At 69.9% G+C, this 21,140-nt stretch carries 19 protein-coding genes; 5 read left to right on the top strand and 14 right to left on the bottom strand.

What is annotated here, in order from left to right:
• Positions 1–22 precede the first annotated feature (22 nt).
• The 4 genes from Sm713_RS11510 to Sm713_RS11495 all read right to left on the bottom strand — a co-directional run bounded on the left by Sm713_RS11510 (position 23) and on the right by Sm713_RS11495 (position 2,642).
• A complete protein-coding gene (locus tag Sm713_RS11510) occupies positions 23–568 on the bottom strand; it encodes a hypothetical protein (protein WP_212909525.1) in 546 nt (181 codons plus the stop codon).
• A 49-nt stretch (positions 569–617) separates the two neighbouring features.
• The gene (locus Sm713_RS11505; RefSeq protein ID WP_212909524.1) at positions 618–935 is read right to left on the bottom strand and encodes a hypothetical protein; all 318 of its coding nucleotides are present in this window, start codon (positions 933–935) and stop codon (positions 618–620) included.
• 361 nt (positions 936–1,296) lie between these two features.
• Positions 1,297–1,833, bottom strand: a complete 537-nt coding sequence (locus Sm713_RS11500) for a hypothetical protein (protein ID WP_212909523.1) — start codon at positions 1,831–1,833, stop codon at positions 1,297–1,299.
• 209 nt (positions 1,834–2,042) lie between these two features.
• The gene (locus Sm713_RS11495) at positions 2,043–2,642 is read right to left on the bottom strand and encodes a hypothetical protein (RefSeq protein WP_212909522.1); all 600 of its coding nucleotides are present in this window, start codon (positions 2,640–2,642) and stop codon (positions 2,043–2,045) included.
• Between the two features lie 306 nt (positions 2,643–2,948).
• On the opposite strand from Sm713_RS11495, the gene Sm713_RS11490 reads away from it, so the two are divergent.
• Positions 2,949–5,873 carry an AfsR/SARP family transcriptional regulator gene (locus Sm713_RS11490; RefSeq protein WP_212909521.1) on the top strand — a complete coding sequence of 975 codons (2,925 nt, stop codon included), beginning with the start codon at positions 2,949–2,951 and terminating at the stop codon, positions 5,871–5,873.
• Positions 5,874–5,975: 102 nt separating this feature from the next.
• Here Sm713_RS11490 and Sm713_RS11485 read toward each other — a convergent pair whose 3' ends face one another.
• The 5 genes from Sm713_RS11485 to Sm713_RS11465 form a co-directional block, all read right to left on the bottom strand.
• Complete coding sequence (locus Sm713_RS11485) at positions 5,976–7,178, bottom strand: IS110 family transposase (RefSeq protein ID WP_212911734.1); 1,203 nt, start codon at positions 7,176–7,178, stop codon at positions 5,976–5,978.
• A gap of 333 nt (positions 7,179–7,511) precedes the next feature.
• Positions 7,512–8,786 carry a Cmx/CmrA family chloramphenicol efflux MFS transporter gene (locus Sm713_RS11480; RefSeq protein WP_212909520.1) on the bottom strand — a complete coding sequence of 425 codons (1,275 nt, stop codon included), beginning with the start codon at positions 8,784–8,786 and terminating at the stop codon, positions 7,512–7,514.
• 255 nt (positions 8,787–9,041) lie between these two features.
• The gene (locus Sm713_RS11475; RefSeq protein ID WP_212911949.1) at positions 9,042–11,201 is read right to left on the bottom strand and encodes a tetratricopeptide repeat protein; all 2,160 of its coding nucleotides are present in this window, start codon (positions 11,199–11,201) and stop codon (positions 9,042–9,044) included.
• A 61-nt stretch (positions 11,202–11,262) separates the two neighbouring features.
• On the bottom strand, positions 11,263–11,505 hold the full coding sequence (locus tag Sm713_RS11470) for a DUF397 domain-containing protein (protein WP_212909519.1): 243 nt from the start codon (positions 11,503–11,505) through the stop codon (positions 11,263–11,265).
• Positions 11,502–12,353: a helix-turn-helix transcriptional regulator gene (locus tag Sm713_RS11465; protein WP_212909518.1), complete on the bottom strand. Its 852-nt coding sequence runs from the start codon at positions 12,351–12,353 to the stop codon at positions 11,502–11,504. The genes Sm713_RS11470 and Sm713_RS11465 overlap by 4 nt, the downstream gene beginning before the upstream one ends.
• Positions 12,354–12,528: 175 nt before the next feature.
• On the opposite strand from Sm713_RS11465, the gene Sm713_RS11460 reads away from it, so the two are divergent.
• Positions 12,529–12,930 carry an ATP-binding protein gene (locus tag Sm713_RS11460; RefSeq protein ID WP_249416233.1) on the top strand — a complete coding sequence of 134 codons (402 nt, stop codon included), beginning with the start codon at positions 12,529–12,531 and terminating at the stop codon, positions 12,928–12,930.
• Positions 12,931–13,028: 98 nt separating this feature from the next.
• Here the strand turns inward: Sm713_RS11460 and Sm713_RS11455 are convergent, their stop codons facing one another.
• Entirely contained in the window at positions 13,029–13,673 is a 645-nt protein-coding gene (locus Sm713_RS11455; RefSeq protein ID WP_212909516.1) for a dihydrofolate reductase family protein, read from the bottom strand.
• 93 nt (positions 13,674–13,766) lie between these two features.
• Here Sm713_RS11455 and Sm713_RS11450 point away from each other — a divergent pair, with 93 nt between their 5' ends.
• The gene (locus tag Sm713_RS11450; protein ID WP_212909515.1) at positions 13,767–14,264 is read left to right on the top strand and encodes a helix-turn-helix domain-containing protein; all 498 of its coding nucleotides are present in this window, start codon (positions 13,767–13,769) and stop codon (positions 14,262–14,264) included.
• 116 nt (positions 14,265–14,380) lie between these two features.
• Here the strand turns inward: Sm713_RS11450 and Sm713_RS11445 are convergent, their stop codons facing one another.
• Complete coding sequence (locus Sm713_RS11445) at positions 14,381–14,929, bottom strand: DUF1062 domain-containing protein (protein WP_212909514.1); 549 nt, start codon at positions 14,927–14,929, stop codon at positions 14,381–14,383.
• A gap of 364 nt (positions 14,930–15,293) precedes the next feature.
• On the opposite strand from Sm713_RS11445, the gene Sm713_RS11440 reads away from it, so the two are divergent.
• Positions 15,294–15,980 carry a trypsin-like serine protease gene (locus Sm713_RS11440; protein WP_212909513.1) on the top strand — a complete coding sequence of 229 codons (687 nt, stop codon included), beginning with the start codon at positions 15,294–15,296 and terminating at the stop codon, positions 15,978–15,980.
• 138 nt (positions 15,981–16,118) lie between these two features.
• Here the strand turns inward: Sm713_RS11440 and Sm713_RS11435 are convergent, their stop codons facing one another.
• Complete coding sequence (locus Sm713_RS11435; protein ID WP_212909512.1) at positions 16,119–17,843, bottom strand: ABC transporter ATP-binding protein; 1,725 nt, start codon at positions 17,841–17,843, stop codon at positions 16,119–16,121.
• Positions 17,844–19,055: 1,212 nt separating this feature from the next.
• Here Sm713_RS11435 and Sm713_RS11430 point away from each other — a divergent pair.
• Positions 19,056–19,820 (top strand): BTAD domain-containing putative transcriptional regulator, encoded by a 765-nt coding sequence (locus Sm713_RS11430; RefSeq protein ID WP_249416232.1) that lies wholly within the window; start codon positions 19,056–19,058, stop codon positions 19,818–19,820.
• A gap of 142 nt (positions 19,821–19,962) precedes the next feature.
• On the opposite strand, the gene Sm713_RS11425 is transcribed toward Sm713_RS11430, so the two are convergent.
• Together Sm713_RS11425 and Sm713_RS11420 are read right to left on the bottom strand one after the other, a co-directional pair.
• A complete protein-coding gene (locus Sm713_RS11425; RefSeq protein ID WP_212909510.1) occupies positions 19,963–20,946 on the bottom strand; it encodes an LLM class flavin-dependent oxidoreductase in 984 nt (327 codons plus the stop codon).
• A 5-nt stretch (positions 20,947–20,951) separates the two neighbouring features.
• The gene (locus Sm713_RS11420) at positions 20,952–21,125 is read right to left on the bottom strand and encodes a hypothetical protein (protein ID WP_212909509.1); all 174 of its coding nucleotides are present in this window, start codon (positions 21,123–21,125) and stop codon (positions 20,952–20,954) included.
• Between the last annotated feature and the right edge of the window lie 15 nt (positions 21,126–21,140).

The following is a 21,140-nucleotide window of genomic DNA, read 5'->3' as shown; positions in this document are numbered from 1 at the left end:
GCCGGCCGCCTCCCGGCCTCGCTCATGTCACGGGGGTGGCTGCGAGCCGCCCACCATCGTGATGCAGGCCCAGAACATCGTCAGGATCCCCCGCGACCGCGAGACGTCCATCGGCCGTCAACTCGTCGAGCAGCCGGGTCCCGACGCACAGGTGCCGCGTCCGTCTGGGCGGGCGCAGAAGACGGCGGGACTCGTGCACGGACGAGCCTGCGTCCGGCACGAGCCAGATCCAGTCCGGTGCCGGCGTCCCCATCTCCCCTGCCAGCTCAGCGACGATCTTCCACAGCCGCTGGGCCCGGTCCGGTGGCATCGGGACCGCGGTCGGCGGAATCCCGCCGCGGCGGCGCACGTGGCGTACGGCGTTCACATCCGCCGAGACGATGGGGAGGAAGGCGGCCACGACGACGATGGTCCCGGGCAGAGCGGCCAGCAGGGTGACGGCCAGCGCCGCCACCAGGGAGTACCAGAGGAAGCCGAGGGTGGCCGTCAGCACCATCAGCCCCGCCACGAGCAGCGCGGCGAGCACGAGCGCCAGCGCCGCGGCGAGTGTTTCCCGCAGCGCGTTCACCGGTGGCCCGCCTCATGCCGTCGGGCCCTGCCGCGCGTCGCCATCGCGGTCACGGCGCTTCTCCCCCGTCGGTGGTGCCCGCCTCGGACCTTGCCATGGTGTCCGCCTCGGGCCCGTCAGTGGGGCCCGCCCCGGCCGTTGCCGCGGTGTCTGCATCGGCCCCGTCCGTGGTGCCCGCCTCGACCTCGGCCGGCTGGGGCGCTTCCGCCCGCCCGCGCAGGATCGCGAGCAGCCGCTCCTGCTCATGCTGGTCCGGTGCCCAGGACGAGGCGAGCCGGTCCGCCGTCCGGCGGACCACGCTCATCAGCGGGTCGGCCGGTGCCTCGGTGAGGCGCGGGCGGTAGAGGGCGGTGATGCGCACGGGCATCAGCTCGTTGCCGTGTGTTTACCGCCGGCGCGGACTTTTCTCGGCTGCCCGCCACCACCCGACCTGGCGGACGGCCCCTGCGCATCGTGCATGGCCGCGAGGGGCGCCCGCCGGGCGCCTCGGACGGGTTCCGCACGAACGGATGACACCGCAGAGTCGCGGGGAGGGGTCCCGGGAGCCGCGGAGGAGCCACGGTCCGCCGGACGAGGGGCCGGGGGGGGCGGAAGCCACCGTCCGCCGGGGGGGGAGTGCCGGGGGAAAGCCAGCGTCCGCCGGACGAGAGTGCCGGGAGCAAGCCACCGTCCGCCGGACGAGGGCGCGCCGTCAGCGGCAGGGCGTGCCCGCTCGGTGGTGCGGCACGTCAGCCTTCGTGCGCCTTGGACAGGGCGTCGGCGATCATGCGCGTGGCGAAGTCGCGGTCGTCGGTCAGGCGGTTGATGTGCTCCGCGAGCAGGAAGGCGGTGGCTTCCAGGGGAGTCATCTCGTCGTCGGTCCAGTATCCGTACTGCTTGCGCCACAGGTTGGGGCTCAGGTCGGTGCCCGCGGCGACGAGCAGCCCGGCCATGGTGGGGATGGCCTCGGGGCGAATGCTCTTGGGCATCATGCGCATCGAGGCCACGAGGTTGGGCACCACGTACTCGATGACGTCCTTGTCGTGGTCCTCGTAGGCCGCCCGAAGCCACTGCATGAACATGAAGATGAGCGTGCACGTGCCGTCCAGCACGTCATCGGCTCCGTCGGGGCCCAGGGAGTCGATGAACTGGTCCATGAACGCCTGTTGTTCGGAGTCGGTCTCCGTCTTGCCGTCGTAGATGGCCTTGAGGCGGGAGTCGATGATCATGAGCGCCGCGCCCACATCGCCGGCCGGTGCGTGCTCGGGAGCACAGGGCGATGACACAGGTTCCTCCTTATGCGACCGCGGTGGGTAGCGCGGCGCATCCGTACAGTAACCTCCAAGGAGGCGGGGAGGAGGGGAATCCCGTCGATTGCTCCCCCGATGCCCGGCCATGGACGGCGCGTCCGGCGCCAGGGCGGCATCCCCGGGTGCGTATGCGGCAGCGGGCCCCGCCGGATGTCCGGCGGGGCCCGGTCAGGCATGAGCGAGGGCTACCTGCAGTTGTTGACCCAGTGGACCCAGTCCCACGGAGCGTCCTCATCCCAGCTGCGGGCTCCGGGCGAGGACCAGCCGATCGTCCCGTTGTTGTCCTTGAAGTACGCCACCGTTCCGGTGGTCTGGTTGTTGTCCCAGGACCCCGTGCCAACCCAGGGGATCACGTAGTCCTTGCAGGTGTACATGTCGATGACGTCGCCGGTCTCGTACATGAGCTGGTACGCGCACATGTGGCCGTAGTTGCATACGTAGGCGGCACCCTGCGTGCCGGCCGGCGAGGACGCCGCGTCGAGGTCACGGGCGTACTTCTCTCCGGGCAGCGCCATGACCACCTCGGCCCCGGAGCCCAGGCGGATCTTGTTGACGCCCACTTGGGTCCCGCCCATCTCGTCCAGGTAGCGGTCGGCCCTGGATTGGAGGGCAGTGGCCTCGGAGTTGCTGAGGCCGAGGCGTTGCGCCTGTGCCGCGAAGCCCGCGCCGGAGCCGGAGGCGGCGCCGGCGGTCCCCGCGATCGCCGGCAGCGTGAAGAGGGCCGCGGCAAGCACGACGAGGGACCGGCGTAGTGCGGTCAGTCCGGAGGTTCGATGTTCTGTCACTGGATGCCTCTCTGCGTGTATGAGAGCGGCCCGTTGCTCTCGACCATCTACTGACGTGTGTCACAGACCGCTGGAGCCGTCCTCGGCATCTGCCGCCGCGGCCCCGAGCAGGGCGATGCTCGCAGAACGAGGGTGCGGAGAACCGTGCGAGGAACCTGCGAGGAACCTAAAACCCGCAGCTCAGGGACGTACGGGCGGGGTTCGAACCGTCTCCCGTAAGGCCCCGGAAAGCGTTCGAGGGCAGTGATCCGGCGGCAGAGAAGCAGGGGCCCGTCCTACAGTGAGGCGATCGAGAGGGGAGCGGTGATGGCGGTCGAGTTCCGATTATTCGGTGGCATCGAGGCCCGGGTCGGCGGTGTGGCGGTCGATCTGGGCCATGGCAAGCAGCGCTCGGTACTCGGGGCGCTGCTGATGGAGGCCAACCGTCCCGTCTCCACCGATCAGTTGCTCGACCGTGTGTGGGGGGAGCGCGGTCCCCGACGTGGGCGGGAGACCCTGTACAACTATCTGTCGCGATTACGCAGGGCACTGAGCGCAGCCGGTGACGAGGTCCGGCTGGACCGCTGCTCCGGTGGGTACCTTGTCGCCGTCGACGAACAGGCCGTCGACGTCTGCCGGTTCCTCGACCTGGTCACCCGGGCCCGGGTCGCTCACGACGATCAGCAAGCCCTTGAGCTGTTGGAGCAGGGCCTGCGCCTGTGGCGGAGCGAACCGCTGTCCGGCCTGGACACGCCGTGGGCGTCCGGCGTCCGCGTCGCCCTGGGCAACGAACGCCTGGCTGCCGAACTCGACCACGCTGACGTCGCGTTACGCTGCGGTCGGCACGCCGAGCTGCTGCCGAAACTGTCCGGGCGCGTCCTGCGGTACCCGTTGGACGAGCGCGTGGCCGGGCAGCTGATGCTCGCTCTCTACAGCTGCGGCCGGCAGGTCGAGGCCCTGGAGCACTATCAGGGGTTGCGCCGCCGCCTCGTCGAGGAGTTGGGCACCGACCCGGGTCCCGTGGTGCAGCGCATCCATCAGCAGTTGCTCACCGCCGACCCGTCCCTGGCCGCGTCGAGCGCTCGATCGATCCCGAGGCCCGAAGCCGCGGTGAGGCCCGAGGCCGCGGTGAGGCCCGAGGCCGCGGTGAGGCCCGAGGGCGCGGTGAGGCCCGAGGGCGCGGTGGTTCCGCACCAGCTTCCCGCCGCGGTCGCCCGCCTCGCGGGTCGGGGCCGGGAGTCGGCCGCACTCACCGCGCAGGTGGATGCCGCAGCCGGTGCGGGAACCACGGTGATCGTTTCGATCGGCGGACCTGCGGGGATCGGCAAGACCGCATTGGCCGTGTACTGGGCACACGCGGTTCGGGACCGGTTTCCCCATGGCCAGCTGTATGTGAACCTTCGGGGGTTCGATCCGCGGGCGCGGGCGATGGATCCGGCCGAGGCGTTGGGCGGCTTCCTCGAAGCCCTTGGCGCTGCCCCGCAGCACCTTCCGGTGAGCCCGGAGGGGAAGACCGCGCTGTACCGGAGCCTGCTGGACGGCAAGAAGGTCCTCGTGGTGCTGGACAACGCCCGAGACGCCGAGCAGGTCAGACCGCTGCTCCCCGGCACCCCGGGGGCGGTGACGGTGGTGACCAGCCGCGACCGGCTCTCCGGTCTGGTGGCCCTGGACGCGGCGCACCCGATCCACCTGGACCTGCTCGGCGAGGAGGAAGCGCGGGAGGTGCTGGTCTGCCGGCTCGGCGCCGAGCGCGTGGCCGCCGAACCCGAGGCGGTGCGGCAGATCATCGCTCAGTGCACCCGCCTCCCGCTCGCACTGACCATCGCCGCGGCGCACGCCTCCCAGACCGGTTTCTCCCTCAGCACCCTGGCCTCGGAGCTGGCCGAGGCCGGCCACCGGTTGGACGTCCTGTCCGTCGATGACCCGGCCAGCGAGGTGCGGGCGGTCTTCGGCTGCTCCTACACCGCGCTCGCTCCGGCGGCGGCCAGGCTCTTCAGGCTGCTGGGGCTGCACCCCGGCCCGGACGTCTCCGCTGTCGCGGCGGCCAGCCTGGCCGCCCAGCCCCTGCCCCAGGTGCGGAAACTGCTGACGGAACTGACCAGGGTCAGCCTGCTGACCGAGCACGCTCCTGGCCGGTACACCTGCCATGACCTGCTGCGCGACTACGCCAGGGAGCAGGTCGCCGCCACCGACTCCGGCGAGGACGGTCGCGCCGCGGAGCAGCGGATGCTGGACCATTACCTGCATACCGCGCATACCGCCGCCCGCGTGCTGGAACCGGTGCGGTACTCACTGGCTCTGCCCTCGCCGTCACCCGGGGTCCTCCCCGAGCACCCGGCCGACCACGGGAATGCGCTGGCCTGGTTCACCGGCGAGCACGCCGTGCTGCTGGGGGTGGTGGCCCACGCCGCCGGGCGCGGTTTCGACGGGCACACATGGCGGCTGGCCCAGACCCTCGCGACCTACCTCGATCGGCGTGGCCACTGGCACGACCTGGCCGCCGTCGGCCATGCCGCGGTGGATGCCGCGCGCCGGCTGGCCGACCCTCTCGGGCAACCGGTCGCCCACCGTATCGTCGCTCGGGCCTACCACCGCCACGGCAGGCTGGACGAAGCACACGCCCACCTGCGCCGCGCGATGGATCTGTTCGTCCGGGCCGGGAACCTGCCCGGCCAGGCCGACACGCTGGTGGACCAGGTCAGGGCGCTGGGGAAGCAGGGCTACCGCGCCACCCCCCAGATGCTTCCGAAAGTGGGCCAGGCCCACGCCGTGTACCAGTCCACCGGCGACCGGCTGGGGCAGGCCCAGACCCTGACCGCCCTCGGCTGGTCCCACGCCTACCTCGGCAACTCCGGACAGGCCCTGCTGTGCTGCCGGCAGGCCCTGCCTGTGCTCAAGGAGTTCGACGACCGCGAAGGCCAGGCCTACGCCTGGGAGAGCATCGGCCACGCCCACCACCACCTGGGTGACCACACCGAGGCCGCGGCGTGCTACCGGCGCGCGCTCGACCTCTGCCGCAGCCTCGGCGACCGCTACCTGGAAGCGCACATCCTCAACCACCTCGGCGACACGCACCGCGCCGCGCAGGACCGCGTCGCAGCCGGCATGACCTGGCGCAAGGCCCTGGACGTCTTCACCGAACTCGACCACCACCAAGCCGCCCAGATCCGCACCAAGCTGGCGGCCCTCACCCCGCCCGTCCACGCCCCCGAAGCCGACGCGGTGACGGAGCGCGGAGAGGCGAACCGCTGACCCCGGCTCCCGCCGGATGCCGGTCGCGCTCGACGGGGCCGGCCTGGCGACGATTGGCTGCCCGGGGTTGTCCTTGCCGGGGGGGTGCCTCTATGTCCTTGGTCAAGCGGGGCGTGGGGTTCGGTGTTCGTAGAAGGTGCCGTCGCGGAGCATCGCGAAGAGCACGCTGATGCGCTGGCGGGCCAGGCGGAGGAGAGCCTGGGTATGAGTCTTTCCTCTGGCTCGGCAGCGGTCGTAGTAGGTGCGGGAGACGGGATCGTGCAAGGCGGCGAAAGCGGACAGGAACATCGCCCGTTTGAGCTGGCGGTTTCCGCCTCGTGGCGCGTGTTCGCCGTGGATCGATGTGCCCGACGACTTGGTGGTCGGGGCCAGGCCGGCGTAGGAGGCGAGATGGGCGGCGGTGGGGAAGCTGGTGCCGTCGCCGACGGTGACCAGCAGGGTGGCAGCGGTCCTGACCGCGATCCCCGGCATCGAGATCAGGACCTGGGAAAGAGGGTGCTCCTCCAGCAGGGCCTCGATCTGCGCTTGAAGAGCGCGGCGCTGTTCGTGGACAGCCGCGAGCGAGCGGGCCAGCGAGGGGATCACGATGTCGAGCGTGCCGGTCCCCGGGACCACGACGGTCTGTTCGTCGAGTGCGTCGAAGACGTCGTCGATCAGCCGCTGGGCCATGCGCGGGGCTTTGGGTCGGATGGTTTCGACGAGTTTGCGGCGGCCGGCTTTCCTGAGGGCGGATGGGGATCCGTAGCGCTCCAGCAGCCAGGTGACTGCTTGGTGATCCAGCCGCGGGCCCAGGACGCGTTCGAGGCTGGGGTGGAACTGTGTGAGCAGGCCGCGTATGCGGTTGCTGGTGCGTGTGGCCTCGGTGGCAAGATCCTGGTCGAAGCCGACCAGCACGGTGAGTTCGGCGGTGATCTCATCGGTCAGTTCCAGGGACCGCAGGGTGTGGGGCATGGTGCGGGCGGCGTCCGCGATGACCGCGGCGTCCTTGGCGTCGGTCTTGGCCTCGCCCGGGTAGAGGTCGGCGATCCTGCGCATCGCAAGTCCGGGCAGGTAGGCGACCTTGCAGCCTGCGTCCCGGGCCACGGTCAGTGGCAGAGCGCCGATCGAGGCGGGCTGGTCCACGATCAGCAGGACGGTGCCGAATTTGGCGGCCAGCTTGTCGAAGACGGCTCGCAGTTTCGGTTCGCTGTTGGGCAGGGGCTTGTCGAAGACCTTCTTGCCGGCTGGGGTGAGTCCGTGGCCGTGGTGGGCGGTCTTGCCGACGTCCAGGCCGAGGAAGACGCCCACGTCGCCGGTGTCGAACATCGTGCTGTCAGCTCCTTTGGTGCGGCTGGCCTGGGCTTCGGTGTCGTACGCGCGCATCCACGTTATGCAGACCTGCCGCCCGTGAACTGTCCGGCGTTGCGCCGGACCGGACGGTGGCCGGACCTCTCATCAGCGGCTCCGACGGCACCTCTCGGGCCCGGTGAACACCACCCCCCACGTCATCTCGGACAGGGGGACACAGTCATGCCGGGCCCGGAGGCCAGCGGCCCTCTTGCAGGACCGCGAAAAAGATAACGGGGGGAGCGGAAGTCGCGGATGTGGACGGCGGTGGGGTTTACCGCGGCCTCTGTGCAGTCGCCGTCGCCGCCGCTCTCATGATTCGCATTGCCCATCACACTCGTGATCACCGGAACATCCGGGGGCGTTCGCATGCGTCACCGGAGCAACCTCACCCCGGTCGACCACGACCACCCCGCGCAGGGCGAAGGCGATCAACAGCGCGACAAGAATCAGAAACCCACTTGCCCACAGCGGCCCGAGGCCCCCGGCCGACGTGCCGAGGGTGGTCGCGCCGATGAGCGGCCCGACGGCGGCCCCGACATTCAGTGCTGCCGTCGCATAGGACCCGGCCATGGTGGGGGCCTCTGCGGCCTCGTAGAGAACACGCGTGATCAACGTGCTCCCCAGCGCGAACGACAGCGCGCCCTGCACGAACACGAGGACGAGCAGAGCAACGGGCTCGCCGGCCAGCAGGGCCAAGCCCGGCCAGCCGATGAGCAGCAGCGGACCGCCGACTGCGATGACCATCCCGGGACGCTGGTCGGACAAGCGCCCGGCAACGGTGACTCCGGCGAAGGAACCGGCACCGAAGAGCACCAGGACGACCGGGACCCACAGCTTGTCCAGCCCGGCGGTGTCGATCACGACAGGGGCGAGGAAGGTGAAGCCGGCGAAGGTCGCGGCGTTGACCAGTGCGGCGAGCAGCATCACCAGGATCAGCCGCGGACTCCTCAGCCTTGCGAGTTCCGAGCGCAGGGCCGGCGGGTCAGCAGCGTCTCCCGGTGAGTCAGCAGCGTCTCCCTCCTTCACGGATTTCTTCGCGGAACGCGTCGGGATCCCCTTGAGGATGCCGGCGGCCGCCGGCAGGCAGACGGCGGCAACGGCCCAGAACGTGGCCCGCCAGCCGAGCACCGTGCCGAGTACCGATCCGCCGGGGACGCCGGCGATCGTGGCCACCGTCGTCCCGGACAGCAGCACGGCGAGCGCGCGTCCCTTCTGGCCGGACGGGACCAGCGCGGCGGCGGCCGTCAGAGCCACGGCGAGGAAACCCGCGTTCGCGAGCGCGGCGAGGACCCGGGTGGCGAACAGGACCGGGAAGCTCGTGCAGGCGGCACCCACGGCGTGGGCCGCGGAGAACGCGAGGACGAACCCGAGGAGACTCGACCGCCGTGGCCAGTTGCGTGCGAGCCCAGCCATGAGCGGGGCACCGACGATCATTCCGGCCGCGAAGGCCGACGTGAGCGTGCCCGCCGTCCCGACGGACACGTGGAGGCCGGAGGCGATATCGGGCAGGAGGCCGGCGAGCATGAATTCGGAGGTACCCATGGCGAACACCGCCAGGGCAAGGAGGTAGAGCGGGAGAGGCATCGAGTGGCTCCGGGGCGAGGAGAGGCGTGGGGAGGCGTCTCGTCACCACGGTCAGCACCCGGGGACACGCTCGTCCGACTACGGAACCAGCGGTACCGCGGGACCGCGAACTCAGTGATTCAAGGGGCGGGGGCTGACGGGGTGACCGAAAGCCCCCGACTCGTCCGACTCGGGGCTCACCATGCCGGGCACGCTACCCGAGCGAGGCGTGCTGGTGCACTTGCTCTTGCGGACGGACGGGCAGCGTGACCGACATCAGGAGGACGGGTCACCCAGAGGCCTGTACTGGGCCAGGAAGTCTCTCGCCCATAGCGTCCACGGGTGTCCGGGGCCCAGTACTCGCGTCCGCCCTTCGAGGAGCATCTCTCCTTGTTCGATCGCCTCAGCGTGCCGACCAAGCGTGGAGAGGACAGTACAGAGCGTTTGTCGCGCATTGAGCAGGGCCGGATAATGTGAGTCATAAAGCGTCTCGTACCCGGCTACAACCTTTCGAGCGTGAGATAGCGCCTCACTGGCCCTCCCCGCCGCAGCAAGCGCGTAAGCGTAGTTGAGCCGGGCTCCGAGCGCAGTTGGATGATTCTCTCCGACCGTCTTGCGAAAATCTCCCATCAAAACAGGACCCGCCGCGAGTATCGCATCCCTCTCGGAGAGTTCAGCAGCCTCTGGGGCCGCAGCCATTTCCAGGAGCATTCCTCTTGCAATTAGGGTCAGCAAGTGCAAGTTGCCGAGAGTCTCCTCCCGGCCGCTCACTGCCCGCCGCGCCATTGGAATGGCATCCCGGACTCGACCGAGGTTGAAGAGTGGGCTTGTCAGTCGTAAGCAAGTTTCCAGCGTATCGGGAGCGGCAGGCCCGAGCACTCGCTCGCACCTCTCAAGCACCTCTCGGTACACGGTCTCGGACTCATCGAATCGACCGAGCCGCAACAGGGCGCGGCCAACGCGTTGCTGAAGCCTCAGAATAGGAACACTATCCGTACCCAAAATGGGCGTGGCGAGGTCGATAACTTCGTTCGCCAGCGTGAGCGCCGAGGCGTAGTCGCCCGATCTGTGGACGACTATAACGAGCCGTAGGGCGCAGTCGGCTGCGTTCTCCACAAGAGGTTGGTCAACTTTCCATCCCACTACTCGCCGCAAAAATGCAAGAACGTGCGGCCCGAGCAGAATCACCGCAGGATCTTGCATACCCCGCTCCGGCACCTCTGGCAACACGGCTTTGAGTAGCCCAGTGGCCGTCGCGGCGAGCTGTTCTCGTTGGTCGCTCGGAGTCGCTTGAGCAACGCTGTCGAGAAGAATTCCATGAGCGCGCAGACAGCGCACCTGGCCTGGTACCAGCTCGGCGAGGGAGTGGTCGAGCAATCCTCGTAGGGCTGATTCGACGCGGGACGGCCGGAGTTCCGGTTCGAGTTCCGCGCCGGTGAGGAGTTTGAGCGGGAGCGGGTCGCCGGCCCAGCAGGCGAGCAGGCGCAACAGAGAGGTGGCCTCGGGAAGGCCTTGGGCCGTCAGGCCGTCAAGCGAGAGCTGCCAGGTGTGCCCGAGCAGGTGGCGGGAGTCGGCGCCAGCTTCAGCACCTCGATCGATCAGCTCGATGGGAGCGAAACCGGCACTCCCATCGAGTCGGTGCCGGTAATCGGCAAGGGTCCAGGGATCGATGACCTGGTGGGCGAGGAATCCGCCGGCCAGGGTCAGCGCCAACGGGAGGTGCCCGAGACGGTCGGCGACCTCTGCCGCGTCCTCGATGCTTCCCGCGTGGGGCGCGAGGTCCTGGAGGACACGTGCGGCCTCATCGCGTGGGAGCACCCCGAACTGGAGGAGTTCGGCACCCGGCCACCAATGGGCCGCCGCCTGGCGAGTGGTGACGACGACGGTTCCTACCGGGCTGGTACGTAACCAGCCGCCGTCACGGAGGATGGCAGGGGTGTCGGCGTTGTCGAGGACGAGCAGCCAGGGTCGGTCGGACTGGTCGAGGTAGTGCCAGACGAGGTCGGCGGCAGGGCGTAAGCCGCTTCGCGCGCCGGTGAGTTCGGCGTCGGTGGCGCCGCGGTCGGCGGCAACAGCGAGCATGCCCGCGCGTAGGGAGGCCGGGTCGGAGGCGTTGACCCAGAGTCCGATGCGGTCGGCTTCGCGGGTGGCGTGGCGGAAGAGGGCGTAGGCGACGGCGGTCTTGCCGCAACCGCCCAGGCCGTGCAGGACGTAGACGCGGTTGCCGACGCCGGGCTCGACGGCGGCTCGCAGTCGGTCCATCTCCCCTGTGCGGTCGCGAAGCACCACGGGAGCCCGGCCCACGGCCGGATGACGTACCGTGTCGGGGCCCGACCAGTCGGGGACGTGGTGATGGTGCTCGACGATGTGCTGGTCGCCCGAAGCCTGGTAGACGCGCCCGTGCCCGTCGGAGCGCGCGTCATTGCGGCCTGCCATCTCCAGCACCCACCCTCCGGTCAGTGACTACCCGATCCCCCAGAGTAGCCAGCAGACCGCGCTACCGCACGTGAGCGGTGAACGCCGACCAGGCGGCGGGGGTGACGGTGAGGGGGCGGCGGGCGGTGTTCTTGGAGTCGCGGATGTGGACGGTGGTGGGGCGTATCGCGATCTCTACGCAGTTGTCGCCGTCGCCGCCGCTGTAGGTGCTCTTGAACCAGCTCAGGGCGACCTCTATGCAGTTGTCGCCCTCACTACCGCTGTAGCTGCTCTTGAACCAGCTCAGCTCAGGGGTGGTGGTCATAGCGCTCCTCGCATCTGTTCCAGCAGCTTCACAGTAGCCCGCCAGTCCAGGGCCTGGGAACGCAGTTTGCTGTAACGCTGTTGGAGCACACTCACATCCCTGAGAGCCGTGATCAGAGCACTCGACCGGTGGCCTTCGATGTAACCGAACCACTCGTGTTCCGGAGTCTCAGCCAGATACAACTGACCGTCGGCCCCGGTGTGGTCCTCCTGCCTGAGAGGCATGATCTGGATCTCAACGTTGGTTCGCTGACCGGTGACCAGCAAGTGGTCGATAACTTCTGCCGTCACGGAAGGCCCTCCGAGGCCCCGTAGCAGCACCGACTCCTCGATGACGAAACTGAACGCCGCGTTCGGCTTCTGCGCGATGAGTTGCTGGCGTTCCAGCCGTGCGGCAATCTCGCGTTCAAGCTTCTGTTCCGTCACGGGCGGCAGCCTCTGCTCGAAGATCGCGCGGATATACCCCTCCGGCTGCAACAACCCCGGCACCGCCCTGCACTCGTACGCGTACAAGGAGATGGCTTCTTCCTCGATACCGGCCCACTGGAGGAACCAGGAAGCAAGGCCCGGCTTCCGCCGCAGGCTCCGCACCGCCGCCCCCAGCACCTTCCCCGCCGTCCGCCCGAGGACCGGCTCCACGCGCACCGGAAGATCCTCCGGAGGAAACCGCTTGCCCTGCTCGAACTTCGCGACGTACGCCGTCGAGTACCGCAGCCTCGGGGCCAGTTCCTCCTGAGTGAGGCCCGCGTCCTCCCTCAGCGCTTTCAGGACCGCCCCGAACGTCTTGAGCGAGTCCGAGAGTTCGGGTTCGCTGGTCGTCGTCCCGTCCCCGGAGTTCTCCGCCGGCATCGTCGCCCCCATTCAGTGCGTAGCGCCACATCGTTACGCGCTGTCACCCGGCCAGTCCAGAGCGTGCACCGATACAACGTGATCTGTATGGGCGTCGTTCCTGTTGGGACCGTATGCGCCCCGGAACGCTGAGGGCATGTCAGTCTCGGGGCCCCAGGGGGCCGTTACCGTAAGTGTGTTCGCCCAGCGGTTCTCGTCGACGCGCCGGGGCGCACGGCTCGCGCGCCGGCTGGCCGTGCACCGGCTCGACCAGTGGGGCCTGCCGTACGGCTCCGACGCGTCCGACGCCGTAGCGGTGGTCGTCGCCGAACTGTGCGCGAACGCTGTGCTGCACGGGCGCGTCCCCGGGCGGGACTTCGAGTTGAAGCTGAGCCATGACCGGGCCGCGGGCGTGGTCCGCGTGGAGGTGTCCGACACGCATCCGGGGCGGCCGGAGGAGCCGCCGCAAGCGGTCGCGCCGGCCGAGGGCGGCCGGGGGCTGCTGGTCGTCGCGGCGCTCGCACGGCGCTGGGGCGTGCGCGAGCGGGTGGGTCCGGGCAAGACGGTGTGGGCGGAGTGCGCCACGGAAGCGCCTTGATGCGTTCCCGGCCGAGTCGGAAGGAGCAGCTCCGCTGCCACCTCGCCGACGGCCCACGTCACACGGGCGTGCGGCGGCGGCCGGGAGGCCGAACCCGGCTAGCTGGTGACGGTTCGGTTCCAGAAGTGGTGGGTGAGGCCGCTTGCCGAGGTCGCCGACTCGATGGTGAAGCGGTCCTGGACTTCGGCCAGCCCGTCCCACATCGAGACCCCGGTGCCGAGGGTGATGGGCACGGTGACCAGATGCAGGAAGTCGATGAGGTCGGCCGTCAGGAACTGCCGGACGGTGGAGGGGCCACCGCCGATGCGCACGTCCCGGCCGCCTGCGAGGTCCTGGGCGTATTCGAGCGCGTCCCCGGGCGTGGCGTCGAGGAAGTGGAAGCTCGTCCCGTTGTCGAAGTGGATGGGATCACGTCGGTGGTGGGTGAGCACCACCACGGGCGTGCGGAAGGGAGGTGCGTCGCCCCACCAGCCCTGCCAGTCGTCGTCGGTCCACTCGCCGGTCTGCGGACCGAACTTGCCCCGGCCCATGATCTCGGCCCCGATGCCCTGACCCCAGGTGCTCGTGAGAGCGCGATCGAGGGTGATCGGGTCGTCCACGGCCTCCACGCCGTGGATGACCCGCCCGTCGAAGCGCGCGAACAGCCGCTCGGCGCCCCCGATGGGTGCGTCCAACGTGATCGTCTCGCCTGCGCTGTAGCCGTCGAGGGAGACGAGGAAGTTGTGCACTCGGACCTTGGCCATGGATCTGCCTCCAACAAGTGATTGCGATCTGCAACCGGTTGATGAACCCTACAATGGAGCAGTTGCGAGTCGCAATCACTCAGGAGGTGCGCGATGCGTAAGGAGCCGCGTTCGGGTTGTGCGATCAACGCCGCGGTTGAGGTCCTGGGCGACGCATGGACGTTGATCGTGCTTCGTGACGTGATCTTCGGTGGACGTCGTCACTTCCGCGATCTGCTGACCCGGAACGACGAGGGCATCGCCTCCAACGTCCTCGCCAGCCGCCTGCGCAAGCTCGTCGAGGCGGGCCTGCTCAGCCGCGACGACGCCACTCGCGGCCAGAAAGCGACTTACTCCCTCACCGAAGCCGGCATCCAGACTCTCCCCGTGATGGTCGCCCTCGGTGCATGGGGGGTACAGCACCGTCCCACAACCCCGGAGCTCGCGGTGCGTGCCCGCATTCTCGCGGAGGGTTCCCCGCACCTCGCGAGCGAGCTCATGGACGAGCTGCGCGAGATCCACCTCGGCGTCACGCGCGAGAACCCGAAGAGCCCAACTGCCTCAGAGCGGTTGCAACAAGCCTACGAAGCCGTTCGGTCGCAGTCTCTCTGACGTGCCGTTGTACACCTACGCCGCCCGCAGAGCCCGCAATGAACAACTCCGCGGGTCACCGCACCCAGGGCCTGTCCGGCGGAGCTTGCCGGACAGGCCCCGGGCCCGGAGACGTCTCAGCGCTTCAGCGTGAAGGTGAAGTCGCCGGAGAGCTTGCCGCTCAGCCGGACCGCCGAAACGAGTCTCCCTTCCGTGATCAGTCTCTCGACATCGGCCCGTGAGAGGTCGCAGCCTTCGGCGATCAACCGCACCGGCCGGACGGGGACCCGTGCGGCAAAGCGGACCGAGACGTCGATCACCTCGCGGTCGAGGTGATCCGTTCCGCCGGTGTCGAGGCACCAGGCACCGTCCCAGTCGAGGGCTATGCGGTTACGGCTCCGTACGACCGGATCCTGGAGCAGCTGGGCCGCCAGGCCGGGGTCGTTGTCGTGCAGCCGGTCCAGCAGCTCGGGCCGGACGGAGCGCACGTTCACCCGCTCCAGGACCGTGAGCTTCGCGGTCTCCCCGCACGTGGTGCAGAGCGCGAGGAGCCAGGCGTCGATGAGTTTGCGGTGTGCGTTGACGCGAAACTTGCCGTTCGGGCGCAGGCGCTCGGACGCGCACGCGTGGCAACGGCGGAGAACGAGCGGCAGGCAGGTGGGCATGACCACCCAGTCCGTGAGCACAGAAGTACACCGGTCTCTGTGAGAAATCCGCAGCAGAAAGAAGCGCGGCGCACATGCGCGACGCGCGACAGATCAGCACTCGGGAGGTCTCACACGGTGTACAACGGCACGTCCTTTCCTGGACGACTCGGTTCGGCAGCACCGTAAGGGCCCACGGCGGTCCCGCTCCACTGGATTTCGGGCACCTCGCCACGCACGAGGGGACTGCAACGCCGCTGCGGCCCATCCGCCGCTCCCCCGTCCGCCGGAAGACCACTCCCCGTCCCCCGGAAGTACGACCCCCAAGATGGGCCCTGAGTGCGTTCCGGAGCACCGGCCCCCGTTCCTACGCTCGCCGCATCCGTTTCCGCACAAGGAGAAGCACATGCGCATGCGCAAGCTGCTGGTGGCGCTGCTCGCGTCGGGGGCCGCGCTCGGGCTCGCCGCGGGGCCCGCGTCGGCGATCATCGGCGGGCAGACCGCGACCGAGTCGTACCCGTGGATCGCCGACCTCGGTCACGACGACGGTGGCGACGGGTGCGGCGGGGGGCTGATCGCGCCGCAGTGGGTCGTCACCGCGGGGCACTGCGTGGCGGACGTGGCGCCGGGCGATCCGGTGCGCGTCGGCTCCAACGACCGTACGGCCGGGGGCGAGGTGATCGGTGTCGCCGCCGCCGTGCAGGCGCCCGACGGCGACCTCGGGCTGGTCAAGCTGGCCCGCCCCGCCGCCGAGGAGCCGATGAGGATCGGGTCCATGCCCACCGGTGGCCCGATCCGGCTGCTGGGCTGGGGCATGGACAGCTCCACGAACCCGACGTCCCCGCGGCTGCTGAAGCAGCTCGACACCGAGGTGCAGGGGCAGTGCGGCGCGGACGACGAGCTGTGCGTGGCGCAGACGGCCACCGCGACCGCCTGCAACGGCGACTCCGGCACGCCCGCGCTCGTGGACGGCGCGGTCGTGGCGGTGACCAGCCGGGGGCCCATCGGGGACTGCGGCGCCGCCGGGTTCACCGTCTACACCGCCATCGCACCGCACCTGGACTGGATCGAGCAGACGGTCGGCGCGAACTGAGGCGGATCACCGCGAGCTGAGGCGGATCGCAGGCGCCCGCGGCCCGCGCCCCAGCCGGGACGCGGGCCGTGCGTGTGGCTGCGGGCGTGGCCGCGGTGTCGGCAGCGGCCACGCCCACGTTCAGGGGGCGCCTGCCCGTCAGCCGGCCGACTGGAGGGACGGCAGGCCGAGTTGCCGCGTGGCCAGGCGGCGGTACAGCTCGTCGCTCTCCATGAGGTCGTCGTGCGTGCCCACCGCCCGTACCCGGCCGCCGTCGAGGACGATGATGTGGTCGGCCGCCATGACGGTGGAGATGCGGTGCCCGATCATGAGCACCGCGCAGTCCTTGGCGACACCGGTGACGGTGTCGATGAGCCGGGCCTCGGCGTCGCTGTCCAGATGCGCGGTGGCCTCGTCGAGCAGGATGACCTGGGGGTGCTGGAGCAGCGTGCGGGCGATGGCCAGGCGCTGCTGCTGGCCCCCGGACAGGCCGGCGCCCTGCTCGCCGAGCTGGGTGCGCAGGCCGTCGGGCAGCCCGTCCACGACGTCGGTGAGGGCGGACATCTCCACGGCCTCGGTGACGGCGGCGGGCGCGGCGCCCGGGGCGGCGTAGGTGAGGTTGTCGTGGACCGTGCCGCGGAGCAGCGGGTTGTTCTGCTCGACGTAGCCGACCACGGAACGTATCTGGTCCAGCGGCATGTCCGCCACGTCGGCCCCGCTCAGGCGCACGGCGCCGTACTGCGGGCGGTAGAAGCGCTCGACCAGCTTGAAGACGGTGGTCTTGCCGGCCCCGGACGGTCCCACGATGGCCGTCAGACCGCGCCTCGGCACCTCGAAGGAGACCTGGTCGAGAGCGGGCTCGGCGGCCGGATCGGCGTAGCGGAACGTGACGTTCTCGAACGTGATGGCGGGTCCCTCGCCGAGGGGCGCCGGGTCGAGTGCCCGGGTCTCCTCCTGCTCGATCCCGGCGAGCTCCTCGACCCGGTCGATCGCCGCGCGGCCCTGCTGGAACTGGCCGATGGACATGAACACCAGGGCCAGCGGGGCGACCAGGTAGAAGAGGTACATCACGAAGGCCGTCAGGTCCGCGAGGGACAGGGCCCCGCCCGCCACCCGCGACACGCCCCAGCCGATGACCGCGGCGAGCGACGCCTGCGTCCCGACGTTCATGGCGGGCGACATCATCGCGGTCAGGGCGCCCACCCGGATGCCGGAGCGGCGGGCCAGGTCCGCGGCGGCGCTGACCTCCTCGGTCTCCCGCTGCTCGGCACGTGAGGCCTTCACCGTGCTCATGGCGCCCATGACCCGCTGGACGCGGGAGCCGAAGGCGCTGGTGTCCGTGCGGTTCAGCACGGCGGCACGGCGCACCTGGCGGGCCACCAGCAGGGAGAGCGCGCTGGCGGTGCCGAGGCACCCGACGGTCAGCAGCAGCAGGTGCCAGTCGAGCGTGGCCATCAGTGACAGTCCGCCGACGACGGTGAACAGCGAGGTGACGATCTGCGCGACCGACTGCGTCAGCGAGATGCGGGCCACGGACGTGTCGGTGACGAGGCGGGTGAAGACGTCGCCGTGCTCCATGCCGGCGAACGCCGAGGTGTCGGAGCGCAGGATGCGCATCGTCAGCGCACGGCGCATTCCGTAGACGACGTTCTCGCCGACCCGTCCGATCAGGTAGATGTGCGACGCGCCGAGCACGGCGTCGAGGCAGAAGAGGCCGATGATCGACAGCAGCGGCCAGACGAGCGAGTGGTGCGCCGACACCGCCTTGATGAGTTCCCCGATGAGCATGGGCTGCGAGAGGGCCGCGGCAGCCCCCAGCAGACCAAGGAATATGGCGGTGATCAGCATGCCGAGGTGCTGTCTGACGATGCCACGCACAACCATGGCGTGCCCCCCTAGCCGTGGTTCCGGAAAGCGCAAGAATTAACTGGTCACGACGGCTGGCGTTTTGCGCCTACGCATTTGCCGTTCGCCGCACAGTAGACCGGCGCACGGCGTGGTGTCCACGCTCGACTTCGGGGCGCGGCGCTCACGGAGGAGTTCTCGTATGCGGTCCCGGTCGGCATCGGAATAGGCCGGGATATGAGAGCGCGTCGCGTTGTACGCGGTGCATGCCGCCGCGAAAGTGCAGATCGCCGCTCTTCGGCTCCGGGAGAACGTGAGGGGGGCCGGGGATCGGACGCGGGGACGCGTACGGCACGGGGTGAGGGATTCGATGCCATCCGCGCCGTTTTATTCTCCGCTGAATGTGGCAACTCCCTGCCAGGCAGGTTCCTGGCGTTGTCGGATGCGGACAGGCTGGATACCGGGATGGTTGCCTCTGACTCAGCGGTCGCACGCGGCAGCGGAGTAACGCGAAGCGGACGGGGGAGCCGCCGGCACCACTGGCTCCATGCGCACCGCAGCAACGGTCGTCGTTCACGCATGGAATGGAGCCCAGCCATGTCGCCAGTGCTCGCACGCAAGGTGGCCGCCGCGTTGACCGCGTCCGCCCCCGCCCTCGCCGGGTTCGCCACCCCAGCACGGGGCGCTTAGGCCCGCCGGGGGGCCGATTCCGACGCGGGGCGCCACCGGGCCAGCGGACTTCACCTGGCCCTTTGCTTCCCGGGCGGCCCGGCGGGCCCGCCGCCGGCGACCGTCCGGCGGCCCCGGCGACTCGCCATCTCGGCCGGCTCGGACGCCGGTTCGCACCTCGGACACCGGTCGGCGGGCCCGGCCGTGACGTCCGTCGTCGCTTCGTCGCGCCGTCACACCATGGCGCCCGGACGCTCACCGGCCCCGGCCCCGATCACTCGCCGAAACGCGCCGTCCGCCCGTGCCGGTCCGCGCCCCGGCAGGTCCGGTGCCAGGACGCCGCGGGGCCCTGCCCTTCCACGTCGTCACAGCCGTGGGCGAGCCGCCCAGACCATCGAGAACAGGCATTACCAAGGGGGAATTGTGATTGCGACCAGCTCTGCCATCAGACGCCCGAACGTCGTACGTACGGCACGCCGGAACTCGGTGTTCACATGTTCGCGCTGTCCCCTCGTCTGAGGGGTGTGCACGACGATGCTGTTCAGAATTCTGGGTCCGCTCCGCGTGGTGGAAGACATCGAAGTGAGTTCACCTGTCCGGCGCGCCATTCTCACGGCCCTGCTGCTGCGGACGGGACAGCCGGTCGGAATGACGGAACTGAGCGATCTGTTGTGGGACAGCCCGCCGGAATCGGCCAAGGCGAACATCCGCAGCCATCTCACCGGACTGCGCCGCCATCTCGAAATGGCCACGCCGGGACTGAGCCGCAGGATCAAGACGTGCCGCGGCGCTCAGAGCGGTTATGAAATCGACGCGTCACCCGATGAGGTCGATCTGCCGAAGTTCGCTCTGGCCTCACGGCAGGGGCGGAGTTGCCTCGCGCGCGGTGACATCGACGGGAGCGTCACTGTTCTTGAGGGCGCCCTCGCGCTGTGGCGCGGCTCCTTCGGCCAGGACCTGCCGATGACACGCTGGTTCGACGCCCATTCGACGGGGCTGCGCAACGCACGTCTCGACACGTACGAGGACCTTTTCACCGCTCTGGTCCTCGCCCGCCGCACCGAGATGCTCTCCTACCGGATCGAGACCGTCATCGCGGAGACGCCGTACCGGCAGCGCCTGTGGGAGCTGCTGGCCGCGGTGTACTGCGTGCAGGGCGACTCGGCGGGTGCCCTGAGCATCATCAAGCGCTGCCGGACGGTCTTCGTGAACGATCTCGGGCTCGATGTCCCGCCGAGCGTCGAGGCGATGCGGAACGCCGCGCTCACCTGGGACGGGGACGAGGCCCTCCGGCTGGTCGCGCGGTACGCCTCGCATCCCGGGGTCCTGGGGTCCCGGGCGTCCTGAGGCCTCCTTGGGTCCCGGGCGTCCTCAGGCGTCCTGGAGGCCCAGGCATCCTGAGGCGTCCTGGAGTCCCAGGCGTCCGAAAGGGCGGTGTCGGGGGGACGCGAAACGTGGGGGCAGCCGGAAGATCCGGCTGCCCCCAGCGTCACTTCAGTCCGATGTCCGCGGCGGACACGCCCGTCGCGCTGCCCAGGATCTCCAGGAGATCCTGGGCCGCCGCCTTCGGGCCGTGCACCTGGGCCACACCGATGGTGTTCAGGACCACCTCGTCCACGCCGGCCGCGCGGAACTCCTCAAGGCGGTCGTGGATCTGCTCGACGGTGCCGTACTGGAACACGCCCGCCTCCAGCAGCCGGGCCGCGTCCTGCCCGCCGCCCTGCCCGGACACCGTGATGCCGGCCTTGTGCAGCGCGTCCTGGTAGTGGGGTGCCTTCAGGTGTGATCCGCAGGCCGCCTCCACCAGGGCGGTGACGTCGCGGCCCTCGCGCGCGAGGGCCAGCGGCACGATGGCCGTCGTGCGCACCGGCTGTTCGAGCTTGCGGTCGGCTGCCCGCATCGCCGGGATCAGACTCTCGCCGAGGTGGTCGGCCGAGCACATCCAGGTGATGGCCTGGTCGGCCAGCTCGCCCGCGAGCGCCGCCATTTTTGGGCGCAGCACGCCGAGGCCCACGGACACCGGCGGGGCGGGCCGCGGTACCAGCCGGGCGGACACCGAGAAGTACTCCCCGTCCACCATGGCGTCCTCGCCCGACACCAGCGCGCGCACGATCCTCACGTACTCCCGCGAGGCGAGCAGCGGGCTGGCGTAGGGCCGGCCGAGGAGCGCCTTCTGGAACACCTCGGGTCCCGGACCGAAACCGGCCACGACGGAGTGCCCGGTGGCCAGCGCGACGGAGCGCGCCTCGAAGGCGGCCTGGTAGGGAGACCGCATCGGCATCAGGGACACCCCGAACCCGGTCGGGACGCGGATGCCGATGCCGGCGAGCCACTGGGCGGTGTGGTGGGAGTCCAGCACCAGCGACTGCCCCTGCCACAGGCGTTCGGCGCCCGTCCACTGCACGATGTTCGCGAAGAGCACCGCCTGCTCGGGGCGGACCGGCACCACGGGCAGGAGGACGGAGTACTTCATCCCCGTCACCTCTTCCGGCGGCGCGCCATCATCGACAGCACGAGGGATATGACGACGCCGGCCACCAGACCGAGCACGGCGCCGCCCCAGTTGTCCTGCGTGATGGCGGCGGCCGCGACGACGACGCCGATGATGAGCGGAAACGAGGCTGCAACGCTGGTCGACTTGCTCTTGCTCATGACGGTGATCCTTTT

This window comes from Streptomyces sp. TS71-3 (assembly GCF_018327685.1).
Classification (GTDB): Bacteria; Actinomycetota; Actinomycetes; order Streptomycetales; family Streptomycetaceae; genus Streptomyces.
The sequence above is the reverse complement of the archived record's forward strand: the minus strand, read 5'-3'. Positions and strand labels throughout refer to the sequence as shown.